Raw genomic sequence first — 22,038 nt, 5'->3', positions numbered from 1 at the left:
TTTGTAGTCACCAATAGCCCAGCATGACGAATCGCATATATCAATCACTACTGCAACATAAGGAGAAAGGACAAAAATCATTTGCAGTACTGATTGACCCAGACAAGGTTACGGTAGAATCGATCGATGAATTAACTGCATTGGCCACCAAAGCGCGGGTTGATTACCTGTTTGTGGGCGGAAGTTTGGTTGTTACCAACAGGCTGGATGAAGTGGTACAGCAAATAAAGAAGAATTGCAATATCCCGGTGATCCTCTTTCCGGGAAGTCCTTCCCAGATCACGTCTTATGCCGATGCATTGCTTTATCTCTCTCTTATTTCAGGCCGCAATGCAGAACTGCTCATCGGCCAGCATGTTATTTCAGCGCCATTTGTAAAACAAAGCCGGCTCGAGATCATTTCTACGGGTTATATGGTCATCGATGGCGGCGCTCCTACTACTGTATCGTACATCAGCAATGCAGCGCCCATTCCGGCCGATAAAAATGAAATTGCGATGTGCACCGCTATGGCAGGTGAAATGCTGGGCATGAAACTCATTTACATGGATGCCGGCAGCGGCGCCAAACGCCCCATTAGCGAGAGCATGATCGAGCGGGTGGCGCAAACCATAGAAGTGCCGCTGGTCATTGGCGGCGGCATCACTGACCCTGAGAAAGCCTACCGCAACTGCAAGGCCGGCGCCGACGTGATCGTCATTGGCAATGCCATCGAGAAAGATGCTTCACTGATAGCAGAGATGAGTGCCGCTATCCATTCAGTGCCTACCCGCATTGTTTAATAATGAACTATTTGAAGGTTACATTGTTTGTTTGATAGCTGATAGCCGAAGGCTGTGGTTGCAAACAAATTTAGCTTACGCATTCGGCTGCCAGCATGGAATGATGGCACCGGTTGACCAATGAGGATTTAAGGTATTTATGGATTTAGGCAAAATTTTACACCCAAAATCCACATTGAATTAAAAAAGTTGTTTTTCTTTGCGGTGACAAAATCTATTGATTTAAAAGCATACCCGATAAAAATGCAAAAAAATCTCACCATAATACTCGCTGATGTGATCGCGCAAACCGCGATTACTATAGTGCGTGGGGTTTTTCCTGTACGCCTCTGTACAGTTTTTTACTTCCAACCTACTCCCGTCAGGGTGCGACGTTGATACTTACTGTACCATACAGCATTCTATTTGGTGACCGGAATGGCTTTTCTGTAAGAGAGCCATTATCATCCCCGGCACAATGTTTTAAGCCGTTGCATTTTTCACATTTAGCCTTGTTACAAAAATGGATACCCAACAACAATTTCAGGTACTTGTAGCCAACGAATCACACCTCAGCTTTGCTCAGATCATATGCGATGAAATGGCATCCAGCGCCAAAGCGCGTGGAACTGGTATAGCCAAACGTTCGCCCGAATATATACAACAGAAAATGAGGGAAGGGAAAGCGGTGATCGCTTTTAACCAGGATGGCATTTGGGCCGGCTTTTGTTATATCGAAACCTGGAGCCATGGCGAATACGTTGCCAACTCAGGATTGATCGTATCGCCTGCGTTTCGTAAGGGCGGACTGGCAAAAGCCATTAAGAAAAAAATATTCGAACTGAGCCGGCAAACATATCCCGAAGCGAAGATCTTCGGACTTACTACCGGTCTGGCCGTAATGAAGATCAATAGCGACCTCGGTTATGAGCCCGTTACCTATTCTGAGCTTACGCAGGATGAAGCCTTCTGGGCTGGCTGCAAAAGCTGCGTGAACTATGATATCCTCATGAGCAAGGAACGGAAGAACTGTTTGTGCACTGCCATGCTGTATGACCCCAAAGATCATTATGAGCCGGAAGAGACCAAAGAGTTTTTTGAAGAGAAGAAGAGTGTGTTCGAACGCATGTTACGCATAAAACAATGGAAATTGCTGAAACCTTTCTTCAAAGAGGATAATAAAGACTCCCAGGGCGGAGCCAAGTACTCACAAAGCGGAGGAGCCGGCAAGATCAAATCTTTTTTTCACTACTTTTTTAATCTCTAACCCCAACCCCCTAAAAGCGGGAAAGGGAATCAGAAATAATTGTATAACCAGTAATTTTTATAATAATGAATTCAGGCTCTTCAAAATTTCAGTACGCTCCCTCCCCTTCCGGAACGGGGGGTGTAAAGAAAGTTGTTCTCGGTTTTAGCGGTGGATTAGACACTTCATTCTGTGTAAAATACCTGGGCGAAGACCAGGGCTACGAAGTGCACAGCATTATTGTAAATACCGGTGGTTTTAGCGATGAAGAACTGAAGCAGATCGAACAGCACGCTTACAAACTGGGTGTAAAAACACATACAACAGTCAATGCCATTCAAGGATACTACGATCGCATCATAAAATACCTCATTTACGGAAATGTGTTGAAGAATAATACATATCCGTTAAGTGTGAGCGCCGAACGGTTGAGCCAGGCCCTGCACATTGCAGAGCACGTAAAAAAATTAAACGCCGATGCCGTAGCGCATGGCAGTACCGGCGCCGGTAACGACCAGGTTCGTTTCGACATGGTCTTCCATATTCTGATCCCCGGTGTTGAGATCATTACGCCCATCCGCGACCTTAAATTGAGCCGCGAAGCAGAAATTGACTACCTGAAAGGCAAGGGCGTTAACATGAACTTTGCCAAAGCCGTGTACTCTATCAATAAGGGATTGTGGGGCACCAGCGTTGGTGGTAAAGAAACACTGTCGTCAAAAGGCATGCTGCCCGAAGAAGCTTGGCCAACACAGGTTACCAAAACAGGCAGTGAAGAAGTGAAGCTGCGGTTTGAAAAAGGCGAACTGAAAGCCATCAACGATAAATCATTTGCTCACCCCAGCGAAGCCATTCAATACCTGCAAACCATTGCAGGACCGTATGGCGTTGGCCGTGATATTCACGTAGGCGATACGATCATTGGTATCAAAGGCCGCGTTGGTTTTGAAGCAGCTGCCCCCATGGTGATCCTGAAAGCACACCATGCCCTGGAAAAGCACGTGCTTACCAAATGGCAATTGAACTGGAAAGATCAACTGGCCCAGTTCTATGGCAACTGGTTACATGAAGGCCAGATCATGGACCCCGTTATGCGCGATATTGAAGCTTACCTCGAAAGCTCCCAGCAGCATGTTACCGGCGATGTGTTTGTGCACCTGCAACCCTATCGCTTCCAGATCATCGGTATTGAATCGGGCTATGACCTTATGAGCAGCAAGTTTGGCAAATACGGTGAAATGAATACCGGTTGGAGCGGCGAGGACGTACGCGGGTTCAGCAAGATATTTGGCAACCAGACCTCGATCTGGAACTCTGTTAAGGAGGAAAATGAGGGAAAGTAGTTAACGGGTTAACAGGTAGGTTGAAAAGTTGATACACTTGACAGAGTTGATATAGCCCGGAAATATCAGGAAATGAGGATCGAAGAACTTAGTTAGGGGTTTGGAAGTTAGGCGTTATTCACCATTGACCATTGACCATTGACCGTTGACCGTTTAAATGAAAGTTATGAGTATGAAGATAAAAGCAGGCATAATAGGCGGCGCCGGTTATACCGGCGGCGAATTGCTCAGGTTACTGATCAATCACCCGCAGGTAGAGATCACTTTTGTGAACAGTAAAAGCAATGCAGGCAATCCTGTTCACCAGGTGCATGCCGATCTGATTGGCGAAACCAACCTGCAATTCTCCGAAGACCTTTCACCTTTACAGGACGGAAGCATCGATGTTTTGTTCCTGTGCGTAGGTCATGGCGATGCGCGCAAGTTCCTGACGGAGTACTCCGTCAATGATAAAATAAAGATCATCGATCTGTCGCAAGACTTCAGACTGAGCGCTAAATCATCCATCGGCAATCGCCAGTTTGTATATGGCCTGCCTGAGTTGAATAAAGAAAAGATCAAAGCAGCCCACAACATTGCCAACCCCGGCTGTTTTGCCACCGGCATTCAGCTGGGCCTGCTGCCACTGGCCAGGGCCGGACTGCTGGAATCTGTATATACTACCGGCATCACCGGATCAACCGGCGCCGGCCAGGGATTATCGGCCACTTCCCATTTTTCATGGCGGGCCAATAACATCCAGGCATATAAAACTTTAACGCACCAGCATTTAAAAGAGATCACCGAATCCATACAGCAATTGCAGCCGACATTTAATTCTTCTTCAGCCGAAGCAGGTCAGGATGGTTCCTCCCCCTCCACCGAAGGAGGCCTGGGGGAGGCCCTGAGCTTTATTCCATGGCGGGGCGATTTTACCAGGGGCATTTTTATCAGCTCACTGGTTGATTGCGACTGGAAGATCGAGCAGCTGCGGGAATTGTATGCCGACTTTTACCAGGATCAGCCTTTCACTGTAATGAGCCAGGGCGAGATCTTTTTGAAGCAGGTAGTGAATACGAACAAATGTATCATTCAACTGGAAAAAGTAGGCAGTAAGCTGGTCGTGCACAGTGCCATTGACAACCTTACCAAAGGCGCCTCCGGCCAGGCAGTTCAGAATATGAATTTGATCTTTGGAATTGATGAATGCACCGGGTTGAGATTGAAGGCGAATTACTTTTAAGCAAGTTTTAAGTTATAAGTATTAAGTTGTAAGTTAAAAAGCATTCAACTTAATGCTTACACAAAAAAGCTTGTGGTATGCAAAATTATAAATCTCTGAAAGTGTGGGAAAAAGCGCACGACTATACATTAAAAGTGTATACAATATCAAAAGCGTTCCCCAAAGAAGAAATTTATGGTCTTACAAGCCAATTGAGGCGGGCATCGATGTCGATAGCGGCCAATATTGCAGAAGGGAGTGGGAAAAATAAGAATTCAGAATTTGCGCACTTTTTAAATATTGCTTTAGGATCAGCAAACGAGTCAGAATACTTGTTATTGTTGGCTAAAGATCTGGGATATGTGCTTGAGGTTGCTTACCAGGAATTGTATTTAAAAGTAAATGAGATTAAGGCTATGCTTATTGCATTGATACAAAAAGTGAGGCAGCCCGCAACTTAGAACTTATTACTTATAACTTATTACTAAAATGAAGCTATTTGATGTTTATCCTATTAATGACATTGCCATCGAAAAAGCCAAAGGCTCTTACGTATGGGATGATAAGGGGGAACAATACCTTGACCTGTATGGCGGTCATGCGGTGATCTCTATTGGCCATACCCATCCGCATTATGTTGAACGACTTACCAACCAGTTAAATAAAGTAGGCTTCTATTCCAACTCCGTTAAAATGCCCCTGCAGGAAGAACTGGCGGAAAAGCTTGGTAAATTATCCGGCAAACCCGATTACCAGTTATTCCTGATCAGTTCTGGCGCTGAAGCCAATGAAAATGCATTAAAGCTGGCCTCGTTCCACAATGGCCGCAAAAAAATAGTTGCCTTTAAAAAAGCTTTCCACGGACGCACCTCGCTGGCTGTTGCTGCCACCGACAACCCAGGCATCGTTGCCCCGGTGAACCAAACGCCGAATATTATATTTCTTCCCTTCAATGATGTAGCAGCGCTCGAAGCCTGCTTCGCAGAACGGGGATCAGAAATTTCATCGGTGATCATCGAAGGCATACAGGGCGTGGGCGGCATCAATGTAGCCAGTGAATTGTTTTTACAAACCATCCGGCGGTTATGTACCGAACATGGCGCGGTGTTCATTGCCGATAGTGTTCAGTGTGGTTATGGCAGAAGCGGCAAATTCTTTTCGCAGGATTATGCCGGTGTAGATGCCGACATTTATACCATGGCCAAAGGCATGGGCAATGGTTTCCCGGTTGCCGGTATCATCATTGCCCCGCATCTGCAAGCGAAACATGGTTTGCTGGGCACTACGTTTGGCGGCAATCACCTCGCCTGCGCAGCTGCACTGGCCGTACTGGAAGTAATAGAAAAAGAGAATTTGATCCAGAATGCCGCTACCATCGGGCAATACCTGATGGATGAACTGAAGAAAATAAAGCAATTGCAAAACGTACGGGGCCGCGGACTGATGATCGGCTTTGATGTGCCCGAAGCATTCAAGGACCTGCGTAAGAACCTGCTGTGGAAACACAAGATCTTTACCGGCGAAGCCAAACCAAATGTGATCAGGTTATTACCTTCACTGGCTTTACGCAAACAGGATGCTGACCAGTTACTGGAAGCTATCAAAGCAGAAATTCAGCTAGGAGCGGAAACGCTGAACGCTAAACGCTAAACGCAAAACGCTGAACGCAAAACGCTAAACGCAAAACGCTGAACGCTGAACGCTAAATGTAAAACGCTGAAGGCTGAAGATTGAGAAGGTTGAAAACTGACCGAATGTCGTGAGCCAGCCTTAAGCTTACTTTAACATATTTCATAATTAAAATTCCTTCCTGCTACAGGCATGAAAAATTTTACAAGTGTGCACGATGTGCCGCAAATAGATGCACTGGTAAAAAAAGCGCTCGCATACAAAGCCGCTCCCTTTAAAGATAAAAATCTGGGAGCCGGTAAACGCATTGGGTTGCTATTCTTAAACCCCAGTATGCGAACCCGCCTGAGCACCCAGATCGCAGCACAAAACCTGGGCATGGAACCCATCGTCTTCAACGTTGGACAGGAAGGCTGGGCCCTGGAATTTGAAGATGAGGCCATCATGAGCGGCAGCACTGTCGAACACGTAAAAGACGCTGCGCCCATCATGGGTAACTATTTTGATATCCTCGCCATCCGTACGTTCCCTTCCTTAAAGAACCGGGACGACGACTACAGTGAGCTGTATATAAAACAATTCATTAAATACGCCGGCATTCCGGTAGTAAGCCTCGAAAGCGCCACCCTGCATCCTTTGCAGAGCCTGACAGATATCATTACTATCAATGAATGCCTGAAAGCTTCGCCCCTGCCGGCGGGTAAAAAACCTAAGATCGTATTGACCTGGGCGCCGCATGTGAAACCATTACCACAATGTGTGGCCAATAGTTTTTCGCAATGGGTGAATGCCTGGGGACAGGCCGATTTCGTGATCACGCATCCTGAAGATTATGAGCTGGATGAACAATTCACCAAAGGAGCTACCATTACCCACGATCAGAATGCAGCATTGAAAGATGCCGATTTTGTATATGTAAAGAACTGGAGCACCTTCAGGGATTACGGAAAGATCTATACCAACGATCCCGAATGGATGCTCACCAACGAAAAGCTGGCCGTTACCAACAACGCCAAAGTGATGCATTGTTTGCCGGTAAGGCGCAATGTGGAGCTGAGCGATGAAATTCTCGACGGCCCCAACAGCATTGTTATTCAGGAAGCAAGTAACCGTGTGTGGGCAGCTCAGGCCGTACTCAGTGAAATCCTGGCAAGCCTTTAACCCATACCCCTCACTCCTTTAAAGGGGGAACGAGCATCCGGAGGGACAGAAACCGGTGATTTCATTTACAACTCACACAATCGTTATTAAGCACCATGAGCGGAAAAAAACAATTATATGTTATTAAAATTGGAGGGAATATTATTGACGATGAGAAGAAGTTATCCAATTTTCTTGAACAATTTGCAAGGCTAGACTCCCCCCTTCAGGAACCGGGGGCGTCGGGGGTGCATAAGATCCTCATCCATGGCGGTGGCAAACTGGCTACCAAACTGGCTGAACAAATGAACATTCCGCAACAGATGATCGATGGCCGCCGCATTACAGATGCAGAAACCCTGAAGATCGTGACGATGGTGTATGCCGGCTATATAAATAAAAATATTGTAGCTCAGCTTCAGGCAAATAATTGTAATGCCATAGGGCTCTGTGGTGCTGATGGCAATATAATTCTGGCGCATAAGCGCAAGGTTGTCAGCTCCGCTTCAGGGGCCGGGGGTATCGACTATGGTTTTGCCGGCGATGTAGATGCCATCAACACCAGCCTGCTGAAAAACATTATCGATCAGCAGATCGCCGTAGTAATGGCGCCTATTACCCACGACCAGAAAGGACAACTGCTGAACACCAATGCCGACACCATTGCCCAGGAAGTAGCCAATGCATTGAGCGCCCTCTATGATGTGCAACTGATCTATTCATTTGAAAAAAGCGGTGTTCTGCTCGATGCAAATGACGACAGCACCGTAATATCATCTATAAACCCGGCCTATTACCAGCAATTAAAAGCAGAACAAAAAATATTCGCCGGTATGATCCCCAAACTGGATAACGCTTTTGCCGCATTGAACCGGGGGGTAAAGAAAGTGATCATAGGCAAAGCCGAACAGTTAACCGATCTCATCACCGGCAAGGCCGGAACAAGCATTGTACATGAATAATCTTACATTACATACCCTTCAGCAAAGCGCCATTGAATTACTGAAGCAGTTGATCAGCACCCCTTCTTTCAGTAAAGAAGAAGACAAAACAGCTGATATTCTCAAAAGATTCCTCGAGAAACACGGCGTGTCTGTAAAGAGTGTTAAGCACAACATATATGCCCGCAATGCATTTTTTGACGACAGCAAGCCCACCATTTTACTGAACTCCCACCACGATACCGTAAAACCAAATAAGAACTATACCCTCGATCCGTTCACACCGGTTGAAAAAGATGGCAAATTATTCGGTCTGGGCAGCAATGATGCCGGCGGTCCGCTGGTTGCACTGATTGCCACCTTCCTGTATTTTAATCAGCAGCCAGCTCTTAAATACAACGTGGTATTAGCTGCCTCCGCAGAAGAAGAGATCAGCGGCAGGGATGGAATAGAACTGGTATTACCCCACCTTGGCAAAATTGACTGCGCTATCGTTGGCGAACCAACCCAAATGCAAATGGCCGTTGCCGAAAGAGGACTGATGGTGCTCGACTGTGTGGCACACGGCAAAGCCGGCCATGCCGCCCGCAATGAAGGCGAGAACAGCATTTATAAAGCAATAAAAGATATATCCTGGTTTCAATCGTACGAATTTCCTAAAGTATCTGACTTGCTGGGACCCGTAAAAATGAGTGTAACTGTCATTGAAACCGACAACAAAGCGCACAATGTGGTACCGGCGCAAACAAAGTTTGTGGTAGACACGCGGGTAAATGAGTTGTATACCTTTGAAGAGATCCTGGAAACCATTCACCAGCATGTGCAGTGTGAAGTAGTGCCCCGCAGTACGCGTTTACGTTCCACTTCTATTGCACTCGATCATCCGTTGATCCAATCGGGCCTTGCACTAGGCAGGACCTATTATGGTTCCCCTACTACATCCGATAAAGCCCTGATGCCCTTCCAGGCATTGAAAATGGGCCCCGGCGACTCCGCCCGCAGTCATACGGCGGATGAATACATCGTTATAAATGAAGTTCTTGAAGGGATAGAGTTGTACGTTAAGTTGTTAGAGAAGATACTGTAGTCACGGTTACCAGTTACCGGTTACCAGTTACCGGGAATACAATCACAGGTTAAAGTTCTTGATTAGAGTGTTTATCATATAAACCACTCTACTATGTCAAGTTACAGGGATTTAGAAATTTATGTTGAATCAAAACGCCTTGCTATTGAGATTCATAAAATGACGATGACCTTACCCAGACACGAGTTATTTGAAGAAGGAAGTCAAATTAGACGTTCATCAAAATCAATTGCATCGATGATCGTGGAAGGATATGGCAGAAGAAGATATAAAGCCGACTTTATTAAATATTTAATATTTTCTCAGTCTGAATGTGACGAAACAATAGTACATCTGGATTTTCTTTTTGAAACCAATTCTCTCAGGAACGCCGAGTTATATAAAAAATTGAGAAGCGATTACGACTTGTTAAGTAAAAGAATTAATAAGTATATTCAGTGGGTAGAATCAAATCTCAATGAATTCATTTAATAAAACAAATTAACAGGTACTGTTTTCTGGTAGCCGGCCTGGCAACTGGAAACCGGTAACCGGAAACCGATTAACCATGAAATTGTGGAGCAAAGAATCAACCAGCACGTCACAACTAGTAGAGCAATTCACCGTTGGCCGCGATAAGGAATTTGATATTCTTCTGGCAAAATACGATGTACAGGGTTCCATAGCGCATGTACGCATGCTGGGTGAAGTAGGTTTGATGTCGAAAGAAGAAGCCGAAACCGCTGTAAAAGGACTGGAAGCCATTGCTGCAGATATCGAGCAGGGCCGCTTCAGCATTGAAGAAGGCATTGAAGATGTACACTCGCAGGTTGAATTCATGCTCACCCAACGTATAGGCGAAGCCGGCAAGAAAATACATAGTGGCCGTAGCCGCAACGACCAGGTGGCAGTTGATATAAAATTGTACCTGCGTGCCGAAGTGCTGGCTGTAAAAGAAAAAGTAAAAGAAACCTTTGACCTGCTGATCGCCCAAAGCGAAAAATTCAAAGACCATTTATTACCCGGTTATACGCACCTGCAAATAGCCATGCCCTCCTCGGTTGGTTTATGGCTGGGCGCTTATGCAGAAAGCCTTACCGATGATATGGAAGGCCTTGCAGCCGCTTACCAGGTAGCCAACAAAAATCCATTAGGCAGTGGCGCCGGATATGGCTCCTCCTTTCCATTGAACAGAAAACGAACGACCGAATTATTAGGCTTTAAAACACTGAACTGGAATTCGGTTTACGCCCAGATGAGCCGCGGTAAAACAGAAAAAGTAATTGCTACTGCCCTGTCAGGTATTGCTGGCACAATCGGCCGCCTGGCCATGGACTGTTGCTTGTATATCAACCAGAATTTTGGCTTTATCTCCTTCCCCGCTGAGTTAACTACCGGCAGCAGTATCATGCCGCACAAGAAAAACCCGGATGTATTTGAACTGATCAGGGCCAAATGCAACCGCATAGTGGCAGTGCCTAATGAACTGTCGTTATTGCTGGCGAACCTGCCATCGGGTTATCACCGCGACCTGCAGCTGACGAAGGAAATATTGTTCCCGGCTATCGAAGAATTAAAAGCCTGTTTGCAAATGACCCGCTTAATGCTGCAGAACCTGTCAGTAAAAAGCAATATCCTCGATGACGAGAAATACAAATACCTCTTTAGTGTTGAAGCGGTAAATGAACTGGTGAACAAAGGCATTCCTTTCCGCGAGGCTTATAAACAGGTAGGTAATCAGATCGAAAAAGGCGAGTTCTCCTTCGACTATAAAAAACAATTGCATCATGTACACGAAGGCAGCATTGGTAATTTGTGCAATGAGGAAATTGTGGAGGTGATGGAGGGTGTATTGAAGAAGTTTTAATAGTATGAATTAGTTACCGGTTACCAGTTACCGGGCCTTGAAATTTTAGCCTGATAACTATTTATCAGCAGCCCTGCAATTGTTACCTGGTAACCGGTAACCGGCACCTCTTCCTTATTACACTAACGCTTCAAACTTTCACGGGCCACCCTGGTAGGCGTATCCTTCCCCGCAACAATAGACGTTGAACTAATCGCAATGGCTTTGATGATAGCCGCCATATTCTTCATATCGAGCGTTTCTATTTCATCTTCCTGCGTATGATAATATTTTTCGCTATCCATTTTTGAGGTAGAAATGGTATGCGCCGGTACACCAAGCCTGGCCAGGGTAGCATTATCGCTTCTGTAAAACAATTGCTGCGAAGGATAGGGATCAGGATAGAAGGTAAACCCAGTTCCTTTCAGGTTCTTCTCGAGGATCTTGCCCATATCCGTTTTCTCATACCCGGTTATAAATGCCGAGTTGGTGCCCCACTTGCTTTCGGTACCGATCATTTCAATATTGAACATGGCCATCACCTGGTCGGGATTGAACTGTTGTGAGAAATAAGTTGATCCAAATCCACCGCTTTCTTCTGCCGTAAAGGCGGCAAAGATGAGGGTGCGTTCGTTATTCTTTTGTTTGGCAAAATAGTTGGCCAGCATGATCACAGCGGTAATGCCGGCAGCGTCGTCATTGGCGCCATTATAAATGCTATCACCGGCTGCATTGGCCTGGCCCACACCGAGATGATCGTAGTGTCCGGAGAAGATCACATATTCTTCTTTCTTTGATCTCCCCGGTAAAATGCCTACCACATTTTTAAGCGGCATGACAGCTACCGTTTGCTTATACTGTATGGCATACTCACCGGCTTCTTCATTCGTCAGCACCAATACAATATTTCCTTTGGGCGAAAATTGTGAGCGGCCGCCTCTTCTTATTCTTTCAAATAATTGGCGGTGGGCTGTGTCAACTACTAACAGGTAGTTGCCATCTGTGTGCTGTAATCGGCCCAGCATAACAGGAAAAGTATCCCTGGCATGTATCACAACCTGCTTATAACCCGAAGCCTGGTTAACCGATAATTCTTCTTTGGCGGAAATGACAGCTATGTCTTTTTCAGCAAGTGTTTTGCCATTTAATTTACCACTGGCCGACACCGGCGTAGTGCGCACCATGGCAAATTCCTGTAAGTAAGAATTTTCCTTTACAGGTTGTATGCCGGCCTTTTTAAATTCGGCGGCAATAAATGCTGCAGCGCGGTCAATATCGGGAGTAAAGATCTTGCGGCCACGCATGTCATCGGAAGACAATGTTCTTTCAATTCGTTCAACTTCCTGGGCATTAATGATCTTGTCTATAGACTGGCAAAATGCGGCCTGTTTAGCCAATAGCACTAGGATAAAGTAGGAAAATCGTTTGATCATGGAGTATTTTTATATATTGTAAAAGCTGAACGCGCAACGCTTAACGCTGGTTTCCGCATTTTGCGCCTGCTGCCCATTTGCGAAGCTTCGGCGGATTCACAGCCGGTCAGAAATTCGGAGATTGGCGTTAAGCCGCGTTTAGCGTTTGGCGTATTATAAGCTCATCATTTCCTTGAACTTCACTGTTTGGCGGCGGCTCACTTCTATTTTTTCGCCTCCCTTTAGTTCCAGCAACAGACCGCCATTGAAATACGGCTCAATTTTATCTATCAGCCGCAGGTTCACAATATGTTTACGGTTCGCCCGGAAGAACGTCTTTTCATCAAGTCTTTCTTCCAGCGCATTCAACGATTTTAAAATAAGTGGCTTATTCGGCCCGAAGTATACTTTGGCATAATTACCAACGCTTTCAAATAAGCGGATGTCCGATAGCTTTACAAACCAGCAACGTTCGCCGTCCTTCACAAACACCTGGTCATTCTCACTTAATATACTGCGATTGAAATTCACCGGCACCATGGGTCCCTGTTCGCGTTCTTCCTGCAGGTGCAGTTTCTGAATGGCATCCGCCAGCCGCTTAGGCTCCACCGGTTTCAACAGGTAATCGAGCGCATTTACTTCAAAGGCTTTCAGCGCGAACTCATCGTAAGCCGTAGTAAAGATAACGTGCGGCGCTTTATCCAGTTCCGACAACATATCGAAACCGGTTTTACCAGGCATACTTATATCAAGAAAGATCAGATCGGGATTGATATTCTCTATTTTTTCTACCCCTTCACCGGCATTGCTTGCCTCAGCCACTACTTCAATCTCAGGAAAGTCCATCAGCAGTTTACGCAGCTCAGTTCTGGCCAGCCGTTCGTCGTCGATAATTATGGCTTTAATCATAACTGGTATTATTTAATTTCAACCGGGATCAATATGCGTGCCTCCACCAGGTCAGATCCCACTTGCTTTATTTCAAAATTAGCTTTTTCACCAAATAACAATTGCAGCCGGTTCCTGGTACTGAACAGGCCAAAACCATCGCCTTCCTGGATATGTCCGTTCAGGTAACCCGTATTCAATACCACCAACTCATGGAAATTCTCCTTAAAGTCAGAGATCACTTTTACCAGCCCGCCACCGATCTGTTTACCTATGCCATGTTTGATCGCATTTTCTACCAGCGTTTGTAACATCATAGGCGGTACCGGTTGGTCGAGGGTATCTTCATCGATCTGGTATTCGATCTTCAGCCGGTCTTCAAAGCGAATGTATTCGAGCGCCAGGTAATCTTTTACAATGTCAAGCTCTTTTTCAAAAGGAACTGTTTCTAATTTTTCCGCCTGCATGCTGCTGCGCAGAATATTGCTCAGCTCGGTAATCGCATTGCGGGCGCGGTTGGGATTCTCATCGATCAAAGCCCGGATACTGTTAAGCGCATTAAAAATAAAATGCGGATTGATATGCGCTTTGATGGTCTTCAACTCCAGTTCCTTCACCAGCGACTCAAGACGTATCTTATCCAACTGTGCCTGCCGCGTCTTCAAAATATAGTGGTAGGCAAAGTAGATGAGGTTCCAGATCAAAATGAACGTAAAGCAACCCATCGATGCGCGCATGATCTTATTGAACAACGTAAGCGATTTCTGCCGCTCGGCTTCAATGTTCAGGACCTGCTCCATCGTAGCGCCGATAGTTGCATAGATCAGGGAAAACAGGATAGAAATAAAGAATATATAAAACACCTGTTCATTAACCGGTTTATCAACGAACTTATACCGCTGTATAAAAAACCGCATCACATGCGTAACCAGAAAACCAATAACCGCTTCGGCTACCAGCACATGGTAGAACCAGGGCGTTTCCCGGGTACGCAGGGTCAGATAGAAAAAAATATACACCAGTATAAAGGCGCTCCAGCCTACAAACTGGCAAAGCCAGTAATATGGAATTCTCTGCTTTATCATACTCGTTGGAACTGTAACAAATCTAGGCAATTAGCCCGCTCTGGTTTTGTAAATTGGATATGTGGCCGAATAAATAGGTTACCGGCACTACAAAGTAGTAAAATTGTCAGGATTTTGGTGGTATTTTACCCGCAAAGACACATTGTTCAGTCAGGCATGCTTTTTATTCTGTTAAAATGTTCCCTTTGTTAGGGTCCATGATTTAAAGCTGTATTTTTGTCGATAAATTTCAAACCAAAATGGACATCAAGCCCGGCCCATTGTTGACTACCATCAATTCCCCAGCCGATCTTAAACAATTGAGCAGAGAGCAGTTACATCAACTGTGCGATGAATTGCGGCAATATATCATCGATGTGGTAAGTGTGCATGGAGGTCATTTCGCCGCCAGTCTGGGTGTGGTAGAACTTACGGTAGCATTACACTATAGCTACAATACACCATACGATCAACTCGTGTGGGACGTAGGTCACCAGGCGTATGGCCATAAGATCCTCACCGGCCGTCGCGATACCTTTCATACCAACCGCAAATACGGCGGCATCAGCGGCTTTCCCAAACGCAGCGAAAGCGAATACGATACATTTGGCGTAGGACATTCGTCCACGTCCATTTCTGCCGCGCTCGGCATGGCTATGGCTGCCAAATACAAGGGCGAAAACCGCAAAGCGGTTGCTGTCATCGGCGATGGCGCTTTAACGGCCGGACTGGCTTTTGAAGGAATGAACCATGCGGGTGTAGCCGATTCAGACATCCTGATCATCCTGAACGATAACTGTATGAGCATCGACCCCAATGTGGGCGCGTTGAAAGAATATCTTACCGATATCACTACTTCTCATACATACAACCGCCTTAAAGACGATATCTGGAAAGCATTGGGCAAATTACCCGTTGGGAAAAACTTTACCCGGGAAATGGCCAGCAAGCTTGAACATAGCATCAAAGGTTTTATCAACAAAAGCAGCAACCTGTTCGAAGCATTAAAGCTCCGTTACTTTGGACCGATCGACGGAAACAATATCACCAAACTGGTTGATACCTTACAGGACCTGCAAAAAATTCCCGGTCCCAAATTACTGCACGTACTTACGGTGAAAGGAAAGGGTTATGCCCTGGCCGAAAAAGAACAAACCCTGTGGCATGCACCCGGTTTGTTCGACAAGATCACCGGTGAGATCTATAAAAAGAAATACGATACCCCGCAGCCGCCCAAATACCAGGATGTATTTGGTCACACCATCATTGAGCTGGCCGAAAACAACGACAAGATCTTTGGCGTAACGCCTGCGATGCCTTCGGGTTCTTCACTCAAGTTCATGATGGATAAAATGCCCGACCGCGCTTTTGATGTAGGCATCTGCGAACAACATGCGGTTACCCTCAGCGCCGGTATGGCCACCCAGGGCATGCGGGTGTTCTGTAATATCTACTCATCTTTTATGCAACGCGCCTACGACCAGGTAGTGCATGATGTAGCCATTCAAAAACTGCCGGTAGTGCTGGTGCTCGACCGGGCCGGCCTTGTTGGTGAAGATGGGCCTACCCACCACGGCGCCTATGACATCGCCTACATGCGTTGCATTCCCAATTTAATTATCAGTGCTCCCATGAATGAAAGCGAGCTGCGCAACCTCATGTACACCGCCCAGCTCGATACCATGGAGTATCCTTTCGTGATCCGCTATCCGCGCGGACAGGGTGTGCTTCCTGAATGGAGAACACCATTTGAAGAAATTCCCATTGGCAAGGGCAGAAAGATCAAAGACGGCCAGGATATTGCCATTCTTACCATTGGCCACCCCGGTAATTTTGCCACTACTGCCATCCGCGAACTGAAAATGGATGGCCTGAACCCGGCGCATTACGATATGCGCTTTGTTAAACCACTCGATGAAACTTTATTGCACGAAGTATTCAGCAAGTACAAAAAAGTGGTTACCGTGGAAGACGGAACGGTTACCGGCGGATTTGGCAGCGCAGTGCTCGAATTCATGGCGCAACATAACTACAAAGCCGAAGTAAAGATCTTAGGCATTCCCGATGCTATCGTAGAGCATGGAACACCAAAGGAATTGTACCACGAATGCGGTTACGATGCCCAGGCCATCGCCTCCACCGTACGCGAAATGATGAAGGGAATTGTTACGGTAAATCAGTTGTTGGGATAGACTGGTCACCGGTTACCAGTTACCGGTCGCCGGGGTCCTTATTTCTAATTAATACAATTGTTTTACATTTCCTGATAACCGGGAAACCGGAAACCGGTAACGCGTCAAAGATTCCCTTTAACAATTATAGGAACGGGTGCATTATGAATTACAGTTAATCCAACGTTATAATACTGATTCCGGTTGTCTGTCGGGATCATCGCCGGGATTGATCGGCGGTTGATTGGGATCTACATCCTGTTCCCAGTTCTCGTTCCATTCGACAAGGAAATTATTGCGGCCTTCGCCTACCATAATGGTCATATATTTCATCTGGATCAGCTCCAGTACAGAAAGAAATATAAAGATGGCATGAATGCGGTCCTGGCAAATGTCGAACACCTTTTCGAACGACATCACTTTTTCCTTTTTCACCGTTTCCAGGGCATACTGGCGGCTTTCTTCCATCGTATAGTTGTACTTCACAACCGTATGCACCGGCTTCACGTTCCGCTGTTCAACCTTCTTCATTACCCTTTCAAATGTTTTCATCAATTTGAAAAGCGTAATGGTTTGTATTTCAGTCCCCTCCCCGCTTTCTTCACCGATCTGCGAAATTTCTTTCGCCAGGTTGCCGCGGCGCACCATCAGCATACGGATCGCCTCCATTTCAGCCATTTTAGCCGACGCTTCTTTAAAGCGCTTGTATTCCAGGATCTTGTCAACCAGTTCCTGGCGCGGATCGATCTCATTGCCCTGCGCATCCAGTTCCTTACGGGGAAGCAACATCCTGGCCTTGATACGCATCAGGGTGGAAACAAACAGAATGAACTCGCTCGAGAGCTCGATATTCAACTGCTCCTGCTGATGGATGTAATCAAGAAAATCCTTAATGATATTGCTGATCGGAATATTATAAATATCCAGTTCGTCCCGCTCAATAAAGAACAGTAACAGGTCGAACGGACCTTCAAACTGCGGCAACTTGATCTGATACGACGGTTGATTCACGTGCTTCTTTTTTATCAAACTCCCACTCAGTGAGAGCCAACAAACGTACGCCAAAAAAACAATTGCAGAAAATTACAGGCAGCCATTGGCTGATATTGTACATAAGTTGTGAAAAAGCGCCCGGTAACTGGCAACCGGCAACCGGTAACTGTTTTGTTATCAGGTAAGTAACAACTGTTATCAGCCTTATTTAAGCACCCTGTTAAGCATTACATTACTGAGCCTAGAACTTTCGCTGGTATCCGATGCCAATGAACTGCCTTACCTGCAGCCTGGGTGAATTTTTGTCTTTCCCAAAGGTTTTCACATCGTCGTCGTAAATGAGATCGGCGCCAATGTTAAAGGAGAACCCTTTGTACACATTCATGCTTAACAGATTGGTCATGAACAGATCGATATTCTGCGGGTTGTGTTTATAATTGGAGAACAGGTCGAGCTTGGCTTTATAGGTCAGGTTTTTGATTATTTCCCGGTTAACAGTAGCGGTTAAATAAGCACCGATCTCATTGCGCGAAGTTCGTCCGGTGTCTACCCCATAAGCGCCTTTGGCAGATAAGGTATCGTCTTTTACAATGACCCAACGGCTGGTAATAGGCGAAAGAAATAAAGAGAAAGTAGGGCTCGGCTTCCAGTCCATACCCAGCGCCACGATCACATAAGCGGGAGCCATAAATGTCGACTGCTTTATCCTGGTGGTATCATTGGGATACGTAAAACCGTCGGTAAACTGTGAACGAAAGTTGAATAGTCCGGTCAGGTACATATGATCAAACAACTGGCAGCCATATTTCGAGATAATATCAAGCCGGTCGTTTGTTTTGCGGGTGCCCAGTGAAGTGGAATTGATATACCCCAATTCCATGTCAATGCTGTTATCCCATGAATGAATCCCTTTTTTATAAAATGCGTAAAGACTTAATAATCCGTTTGCATTGAAGGAGAATTGATCACCACCCGCTGCCCAGTTCGAAAGCGAGGTTTGGCCCACGGTACCATTGAACATACCACCTGTTTTCCAGGTGTTGGCGGTTGTGTCTTTATCGTCCTTTGCTATTGATTTTACGGATTCTTTTCTTAACTCCTGTACGGTCTTGTCCTGCGCTACGCTGATAATTGTAAGAAATACAAAAGTCACGGCCAAAGCCACTTGCTTCATACGATAACATTATAGATTAAAAAAGGCATTTTGAACGAATCAAAATGCCTGCAAATATAAAACGACAGGAGTTATTTTTATACCCTATTTCTTTAATGCATCGCGGATCTCGCGTAACAGAATTATTTCTTCCGGTGTGACGGGAGCGGCTGCTTCTTCTTTCCGCTTGAAGCGGTTTATGCCTTTTATCAGCAGGAATAAAATGAAGGCTACGATCAGGAAGTTAAGTACTGCCGAAAGGAAAACGCCGACCTTTACGGTGCCGAATATTACCAGTTTATCGAGATCCTGCAGGTTGGCAGCCTCCAGTGCCGGTTTTAATAACAGTGGCGTAATAACATCATCAACAAGTGAACTGATAATTTTGCTGAATGCAGCGCCAATGATAACAGCAATGGCCAGTTCAACCATATTGCCCTTTATGGCAAACTCTTTGAATTCTTTCATCATTCCCATAAAAAATAGTTTTAGTTGTTAATGACACTTACGACGCGTTCGGCGTTTAATGAACTAATATATTAATTTTTTAAATCAATGGCCGCAAACATAATACATTCCCTGTTATTCTTTCTTTAATCCCGGGTATTGCATATCCAGCTTTTCCAATGCTTTTTTCAGTGTATCTGCAATTACATATTCTTTATACCAGTTCTGATCGGCGGGCACTACCGTCCAGGGCACATCGTTACAATGCGCAAAACAATCTTCATAGGCGTCCATGTAACGATCCCACAATCTGGCCTCCTCAAAATCCTTCTCGTTATATTTCCATTGTTTCGATGGATTGTGAATGCGTTCCTGCAGGCGCTCCTGCTGTTCTTCGGGCGATACATGCAGGTAAAATTTTAAAATAGTGGTGCTATTATGTTCCTGTAGCAGTTGTTCAAATTCGTTAATCGCCTTCATGCGCCTTTTGACGGTTTTTTCGTCTATCCATCTATGTACGCGGGTAACGAGTACGTCTTCATAATGAGACCGGTTGAATATTTGAATTACACCTTTCGGTGGCGCGGCAGCATGAATGCGCCATAGAAAATCGTGACTTAACTCCAGTTCTGTGGGCACTTTGAACGACTGTACGCGTACGCCCTGGGGATTAAGGGTACCAAATACCTTTCTGATGGCGCTGTCTTTACCACTGGCATCCATACCCTGTAATACTACCAGTACAGCGTGCTTCGATTCGGCAAACAATAAATTCTGCAACTCATCCAGTTCCTGCAGTATAGCTATTGTTTTTATTTTTGTTTCTTCCTTGTTCCAGTCTTTAGGCGCCCGGGTACTGATATCTTTCAATTTTATCGTTGCCATGAGAATATGTTTCTTTTAAATTATTACATTTTAAAGTTATTACCTGATTTTTGAACAAATTTTTACATGTCAGATCGCAGGGGGACATTTATAAACGGGATCCTTTTTGTTGGGCTTTGTATTATCTGGGGAAGTTCTTTTATTCTTATAAAGGAAGGAATAGCGCATCTCAGTGCATACCAGGTGGCCACAATTCGCATATTGAGTGCCGGGCTGGTGTTATTACCGGTAGCTATACGTCAATGGAAAAATATACCCGCCAACAAGCTGGGCTATGTTTTTCTATCAGGGCTGTTGGGCAGCTTCTTTCCGGCCTATTTGTTCTGCCTGGCCGAAACAAAGATCGACAGTTCGCTGGCCGGCTTTCTGAACTCGCTTACCCCCATCTTTACGATATTTATTGGCCTGCTGTTCTTTGGCCAGGTATTTCAAATGCATAAGCTGATGGGAGTATTGATCGCTTTATGCGGCATGCTGGTATTACTGTTTGCAAAAGGTAATGTAAGTATGCAGTTCTTTTCCTATGCCTCCTTTGCATTAATTGCTACCATACTGTATGGACTGAACATTAACCTTGTAGGCCGGCATCTGCATGAAACGCCTTCGCTGGCTGTAGTGGCAGTAAGCTTTGCGTTGCTGCTGCTTCCGTGCTTTATCATTCTATGGGCTACCGGCTATTTTTCATTACCGCTCGCCAACAGGCAGGTGCTTTTTTCGAGCGGCGCTTCTGCCTTATTGGGTATTATGGGAACGGCCGTTGCCACGATCCTTTTTTATGTGCTCATAAAACGATCCGGCGGCTTGTTTGCCTCCATGGTAACTTATGGCATACCGTTCATTGCTTTGACGTGGGGATTACTGGATGGGGAAACCATCAATAGCTGGCAGATAGCCGGGCTGGTGATCATTCTTCTTGGAGTGTATGTTACAACCCGGAAGAAGGCTAAGTAGATTGCTGATTGCTGATTTCGAGATCTCGAGATTTAGAGATTTAGAGATTTAGAGATTTAGAGATTTTGTGATCTGCTCAGGTTTGATACTCCCGGTAAATCTCAAAATCTCTATATCCCGATTTTTCATACAAAGTATGTTACACGGTCATGATCTCTTTCTCTTTCGCCACCAGGTGTTTATCAACCAGTGAAATATAACGGTCGGTCATTTCCTGGATCCTGGTCTCCGCATCTTTGCAGATATCTTCACTTAAGCCGTTTTTCTGCAGTTTTTTCACCTGTTCCATCGCATCGCGGCGGATATTACGAATGGCCACTTTTGAATGCTCGCCTTCACTGTGTGATCTTTTCACCAGTTCTTTACGCCTTTCTTCGGTCAATGGCGGCATAAATAACCGGATCATATTTCCATCATTCTGTGGGTTGATGCCGATATTGGCAGCAATAATGGCCCTTTCAATGGGCTGCAGCATATTTTTTTCCCAGGGCTGAATAGTCAGGGTACGCGCATCGGCTACCGAAATATTTCCCACCTGGTTAATAGGAGTAGGAGTTCCGTAATAATCAACTACGATGCCATCTACCAGATTGGGGTTGGCTTTTCCGGCACGTACTTTCACTAATTCTGTTTCCAGGTGGCTGATCGCCTTATCCATATTCTCCTGGGCTGATTCCCTGATTTTATTTAATTCATCTGACATAGGAAGAAATATTAAATGCCTGCAAACCTACTTAAATTTTTCGGATGCTGGAGGCTTCAATAGACAAAGCGCAATTGGCAATAGATAAAGTCGCCGGTTACCAGTTGCCGGTTTCCGGGGCCATTTTGCAGATTAATGATTAATATCCAATACTCCTGTAGATCGGGCGGTTTTCCCGGTGACTGGTATCCGGTAACC

21 protein-coding genes are annotated in these 22,038 nt (G+C 45.5%); 13 read left to right on the top strand and 8 right to left on the bottom strand.

Annotation, left to right across the window (positions count from 1 at the left end):
* Positions 1 to 23: 23 nt before the first annotated feature.
* The 11 genes from JUB15_RS09325 (at position 24) to argH (ending at position 11,194) form a co-directional block, all read left to right on the top strand.
* On the top strand, positions 24 to 782 hold the full coding sequence (locus JUB15_RS09325) for a phosphoglycerol geranylgeranyltransferase (protein WP_207512211.1): 759 nt from the start codon (positions 24 to 26) through the stop codon (positions 780 to 782).
* 502 nt (positions 783 to 1,284) lie between these two features.
* Positions 1,285 to 2,028 carry a GNAT family N-acetyltransferase gene (locus JUB15_RS09320; protein WP_207512210.1) on the top strand — a complete coding sequence of 248 codons (744 nt, stop codon included), beginning with the start codon at positions 1,285 to 1,287 and terminating at the stop codon, positions 2,026 to 2,028.
* Positions 2,029 to 2,093: 65 nt separating this feature from the next.
* Positions 2,094 to 3,350 carry an argininosuccinate synthase gene (locus JUB15_RS09315; protein WP_207512209.1) on the top strand — a complete coding sequence of 419 codons (1,257 nt, stop codon included), beginning with the start codon at positions 2,094 to 2,096 and terminating at the stop codon, positions 3,348 to 3,350.
* A 166-nt stretch (positions 3,351 to 3,516) separates the two neighbouring features.
* A complete protein-coding gene (gene argC / locus JUB15_RS09310; RefSeq protein ID WP_242696280.1) occupies positions 3,517 to 4,572 on the top strand; it encodes an N-acetyl-gamma-glutamyl-phosphate reductase in 1,056 nt (351 codons plus the stop codon).
* 77 nt (positions 4,573 to 4,649) lie between these two features.
* On the top strand, positions 4,650 to 5,012 hold the full coding sequence (locus JUB15_RS09305; protein WP_207512208.1) for a four helix bundle protein: 363 nt from the start codon (positions 4,650 to 4,652) through the stop codon (positions 5,010 to 5,012).
* Positions 5,013 to 5,040: 28 nt separating this feature from the next.
* On the top strand, positions 5,041 to 6,201 hold the full coding sequence (locus tag JUB15_RS09300; RefSeq protein ID WP_207512207.1) for an aspartate aminotransferase family protein: 1,161 nt from the start codon (positions 5,041 to 5,043) through the stop codon (positions 6,199 to 6,201).
* Positions 6,202 to 6,372: 171 nt separating this feature from the next.
* Complete coding sequence (locus tag JUB15_RS09295) at positions 6,373 to 7,341, top strand: Rossmann-fold NAD(P)-binding domain-containing protein (RefSeq protein ID WP_207512206.1); 969 nt, start codon at positions 6,373 to 6,375, stop codon at positions 7,339 to 7,341.
* Positions 7,342 to 7,436: 95 nt separating this feature from the next.
* A complete protein-coding gene (gene argB, locus JUB15_RS09290) occupies positions 7,437 to 8,282 on the top strand; it encodes an acetylglutamate kinase (protein WP_207512205.1) in 846 nt (281 codons plus the stop codon).
* The gene (locus JUB15_RS09285) at positions 8,275 to 9,348 is read left to right on the top strand and encodes a M20 family metallo-hydrolase (protein WP_207512204.1); all 1,074 of its coding nucleotides are present in this window, start codon (positions 8,275 to 8,277) and stop codon (positions 9,346 to 9,348) included. The genes argB and JUB15_RS09285 overlap by 8 nt, the downstream gene beginning before the upstream one ends.
* Positions 9,349 to 9,441: 93 nt before the next feature.
* A complete protein-coding gene (locus JUB15_RS09280; protein ID WP_207512203.1) occupies positions 9,442 to 9,819 on the top strand; it encodes a four helix bundle protein in 378 nt (125 codons plus the stop codon).
* 76 nt (positions 9,820 to 9,895) lie between these two features.
* Positions 9,896 to 11,194, top strand: a complete 1,299-nt coding sequence (gene argH, locus JUB15_RS09275) for an argininosuccinate lyase (RefSeq protein ID WP_207512202.1) — start codon at positions 9,896 to 9,898, stop codon at positions 11,192 to 11,194.
* Positions 11,195 to 11,316: 122 nt separating this feature from the next.
* Here the strand turns inward: argH and JUB15_RS09270 are convergent, their stop codons facing one another.
* From JUB15_RS09270 to JUB15_RS09260, 3 genes are all read right to left on the bottom strand, one after another.
* Positions 11,317 to 12,606: a M20/M25/M40 family metallo-hydrolase gene (locus JUB15_RS09270; protein ID WP_207512201.1), complete on the bottom strand. Its 1,290-nt coding sequence runs from the start codon at positions 12,604 to 12,606 to the stop codon at positions 11,317 to 11,319.
* Positions 12,607 to 12,759: 153 nt separating this feature from the next.
* Positions 12,760 to 13,494, bottom strand: coding sequence for a LytR/AlgR family response regulator transcription factor (locus JUB15_RS09265; RefSeq protein ID WP_205509444.1), 735 nt, complete (start codon positions 13,492 to 13,494; stop codon positions 12,760 to 12,762).
* A gap of 8 nt (positions 13,495 to 13,502) precedes the next feature.
* Positions 13,503 to 14,558 carry a sensor histidine kinase gene (locus JUB15_RS09260; RefSeq protein WP_242696279.1) on the bottom strand — a complete coding sequence of 352 codons (1,056 nt, stop codon included), beginning with the start codon at positions 14,556 to 14,558 and terminating at the stop codon, positions 13,503 to 13,505.
* Between the two features lie 239 nt (positions 14,559 to 14,797).
* Between JUB15_RS09260 and dxs the strand changes: the two genes are divergently transcribed.
* Positions 14,798 to 16,729, top strand: coding sequence for a 1-deoxy-D-xylulose-5-phosphate synthase (gene dxs / locus JUB15_RS09255; protein ID WP_207512199.1), 1,932 nt, complete (start codon positions 14,798 to 14,800; stop codon positions 16,727 to 16,729).
* 165 nt (positions 16,730 to 16,894) lie between these two features.
* On the opposite strand, the gene JUB15_RS09250 is transcribed toward dxs, so the two are convergent.
* The 4 genes from JUB15_RS09250 to JUB15_RS09235 form a co-directional block, all read right to left on the bottom strand.
* The gene (locus JUB15_RS09250) at positions 16,895 to 17,719 is read right to left on the bottom strand and encodes a segregation and condensation protein A (protein WP_207512198.1); all 825 of its coding nucleotides are present in this window, start codon (positions 17,717 to 17,719) and stop codon (positions 16,895 to 16,897) included.
* A gap of 223 nt (positions 17,720 to 17,942) precedes the next feature.
* Positions 17,943 to 18,875: a DUF3078 domain-containing protein gene (locus JUB15_RS09245; RefSeq protein ID WP_207512197.1), complete on the bottom strand. Its 933-nt coding sequence runs from the start codon at positions 18,873 to 18,875 to the stop codon at positions 17,943 to 17,945.
* 84 nt (positions 18,876 to 18,959) lie between these two features.
* Positions 18,960 to 19,331, bottom strand: a complete 372-nt coding sequence (mscL, locus tag JUB15_RS09240) for a large conductance mechanosensitive channel protein MscL (RefSeq protein WP_207512196.1) — start codon at positions 19,329 to 19,331, stop codon at positions 18,960 to 18,962.
* A 105-nt stretch (positions 19,332 to 19,436) separates the two neighbouring features.
* Positions 19,437 to 20,186: a PPK2 family polyphosphate kinase gene (locus JUB15_RS09235; protein WP_207512195.1), complete on the bottom strand. Its 750-nt coding sequence runs from the start codon at positions 20,184 to 20,186 to the stop codon at positions 19,437 to 19,439.
* Positions 20,187 to 20,252: 66 nt separating this feature from the next.
* On the opposite strand from JUB15_RS09235, the gene JUB15_RS09230 reads away from it, so the two are divergent.
* Entirely contained in the window at positions 20,253 to 21,137 is an 885-nt protein-coding gene (locus JUB15_RS09230) for a DMT family transporter (protein ID WP_207512194.1), read from the top strand.
* Between the two features lie 139 nt (positions 21,138 to 21,276).
* On the opposite strand, the gene frr is transcribed toward JUB15_RS09230, so the two are convergent.
* Positions 21,277 to 21,840, bottom strand: a complete 564-nt coding sequence (frr, locus tag JUB15_RS09225) for a ribosome recycling factor (protein ID WP_207512193.1) — start codon at positions 21,838 to 21,840, stop codon at positions 21,277 to 21,279.
* Positions 21,841 to 22,038: the final 198 nt, after the last annotated feature.

The organism is Longitalea luteola (genome assembly GCF_017356035.1).
Taxonomy (GTDB): domain Bacteria; phylum Bacteroidota; class Bacteroidia; order Chitinophagales; family Chitinophagaceae; genus Niastella; species Niastella luteola.
The sequence above is the reverse complement of the archived record's forward strand: the minus strand, read 5'-3'. Positions and strand labels throughout refer to the sequence as shown.

Coding starts and splice junctions, on each gene's coding strand:
- JUB15_RS09325 (WP_207512211.1), top strand. CDS start 24: ATGACGAATCGCATATATCAATCACTACTGCAACATAAGGAGAAAGGA.
- JUB15_RS09320 (WP_207512210.1), top strand. CDS start 1,285: ATGGATACCCAACAACAATTTCAGGTACTTGTAGCCAACGAATCACAC.
- JUB15_RS09315 (WP_207512209.1), top strand. CDS start 2,094: ATGAATTCAGGCTCTTCAAAATTTCAGTACGCTCCCTCCCCTTCCGGA.
- argC (WP_242696280.1), top strand. CDS start 3,517: ATGAGTATGAAGATAAAAGCAGGCATAATAGGCGGCGCCGGTTATACC.
- JUB15_RS09305 (WP_207512208.1), top strand. CDS start 4,650: ATGCAAAATTATAAATCTCTGAAAGTGTGGGAAAAAGCGCACGACTAT.
- JUB15_RS09300 (WP_207512207.1), top strand. CDS start 5,041: ATGAAGCTATTTGATGTTTATCCTATTAATGACATTGCCATCGAAAAA.
- JUB15_RS09295 (WP_207512206.1), top strand. CDS start 6,373: ATGAAAAATTTTACAAGTGTGCACGATGTGCCGCAAATAGATGCACTG.
- argB (WP_207512205.1), top strand. CDS start 7,437: ATGAGCGGAAAAAAACAATTATATGTTATTAAAATTGGAGGGAATATT.
- JUB15_RS09285 (WP_207512204.1), top strand. CDS start 8,275: ATGAATAATCTTACATTACATACCCTTCAGCAAAGCGCCATTGAATTA.
- JUB15_RS09280 (WP_207512203.1), top strand. CDS start 9,442: ATGTCAAGTTACAGGGATTTAGAAATTTATGTTGAATCAAAACGCCTT.
- argH (WP_207512202.1), top strand. CDS start 9,896: ATGAAATTGTGGAGCAAAGAATCAACCAGCACGTCACAACTAGTAGAG.
- JUB15_RS09270 (WP_207512201.1), bottom strand. CDS start 12,606: ATGATCAAACGATTTTCCTACTTTATCCTAGTGCTATTGGCTAAACAG.
- JUB15_RS09265 (WP_205509444.1), bottom strand. CDS start 13,494: ATGATTAAAGCCATAATTATCGACGACGAACGGCTGGCCAGAACTGAG.
- JUB15_RS09260 (WP_242696279.1), bottom strand. CDS start 14,558: ATGATAAAGCAGAGAATTCCATATTACTGGCTTTGCCAGTTTGTAGGC.
- dxs (WP_207512199.1), top strand. CDS start 14,798: ATGGACATCAAGCCCGGCCCATTGTTGACTACCATCAATTCCCCAGCC.
- JUB15_RS09245 (WP_207512197.1), bottom strand. CDS start 18,875: ATGAAGCAAGTGGCTTTGGCCGTGACTTTTGTATTTCTTACAATTATC.
- mscL (WP_207512196.1), bottom strand. CDS start 19,331: ATGGGAATGATGAAAGAATTCAAAGAGTTTGCCATAAAGGGCAATATG.
- JUB15_RS09235 (WP_207512195.1), bottom strand. CDS start 20,186: ATGGCAACGATAAAATTGAAAGATATCAGTACCCGGGCGCCTAAAGAC.
- JUB15_RS09230 (WP_207512194.1), top strand. CDS start 20,253: ATGTCAGATCGCAGGGGGACATTTATAAACGGGATCCTTTTTGTTGGG.
- frr (WP_207512193.1), bottom strand. CDS start 21,840: ATGTCAGATGAATTAAATAAAATCAGGGAATCAGCCCAGGAGAATATG.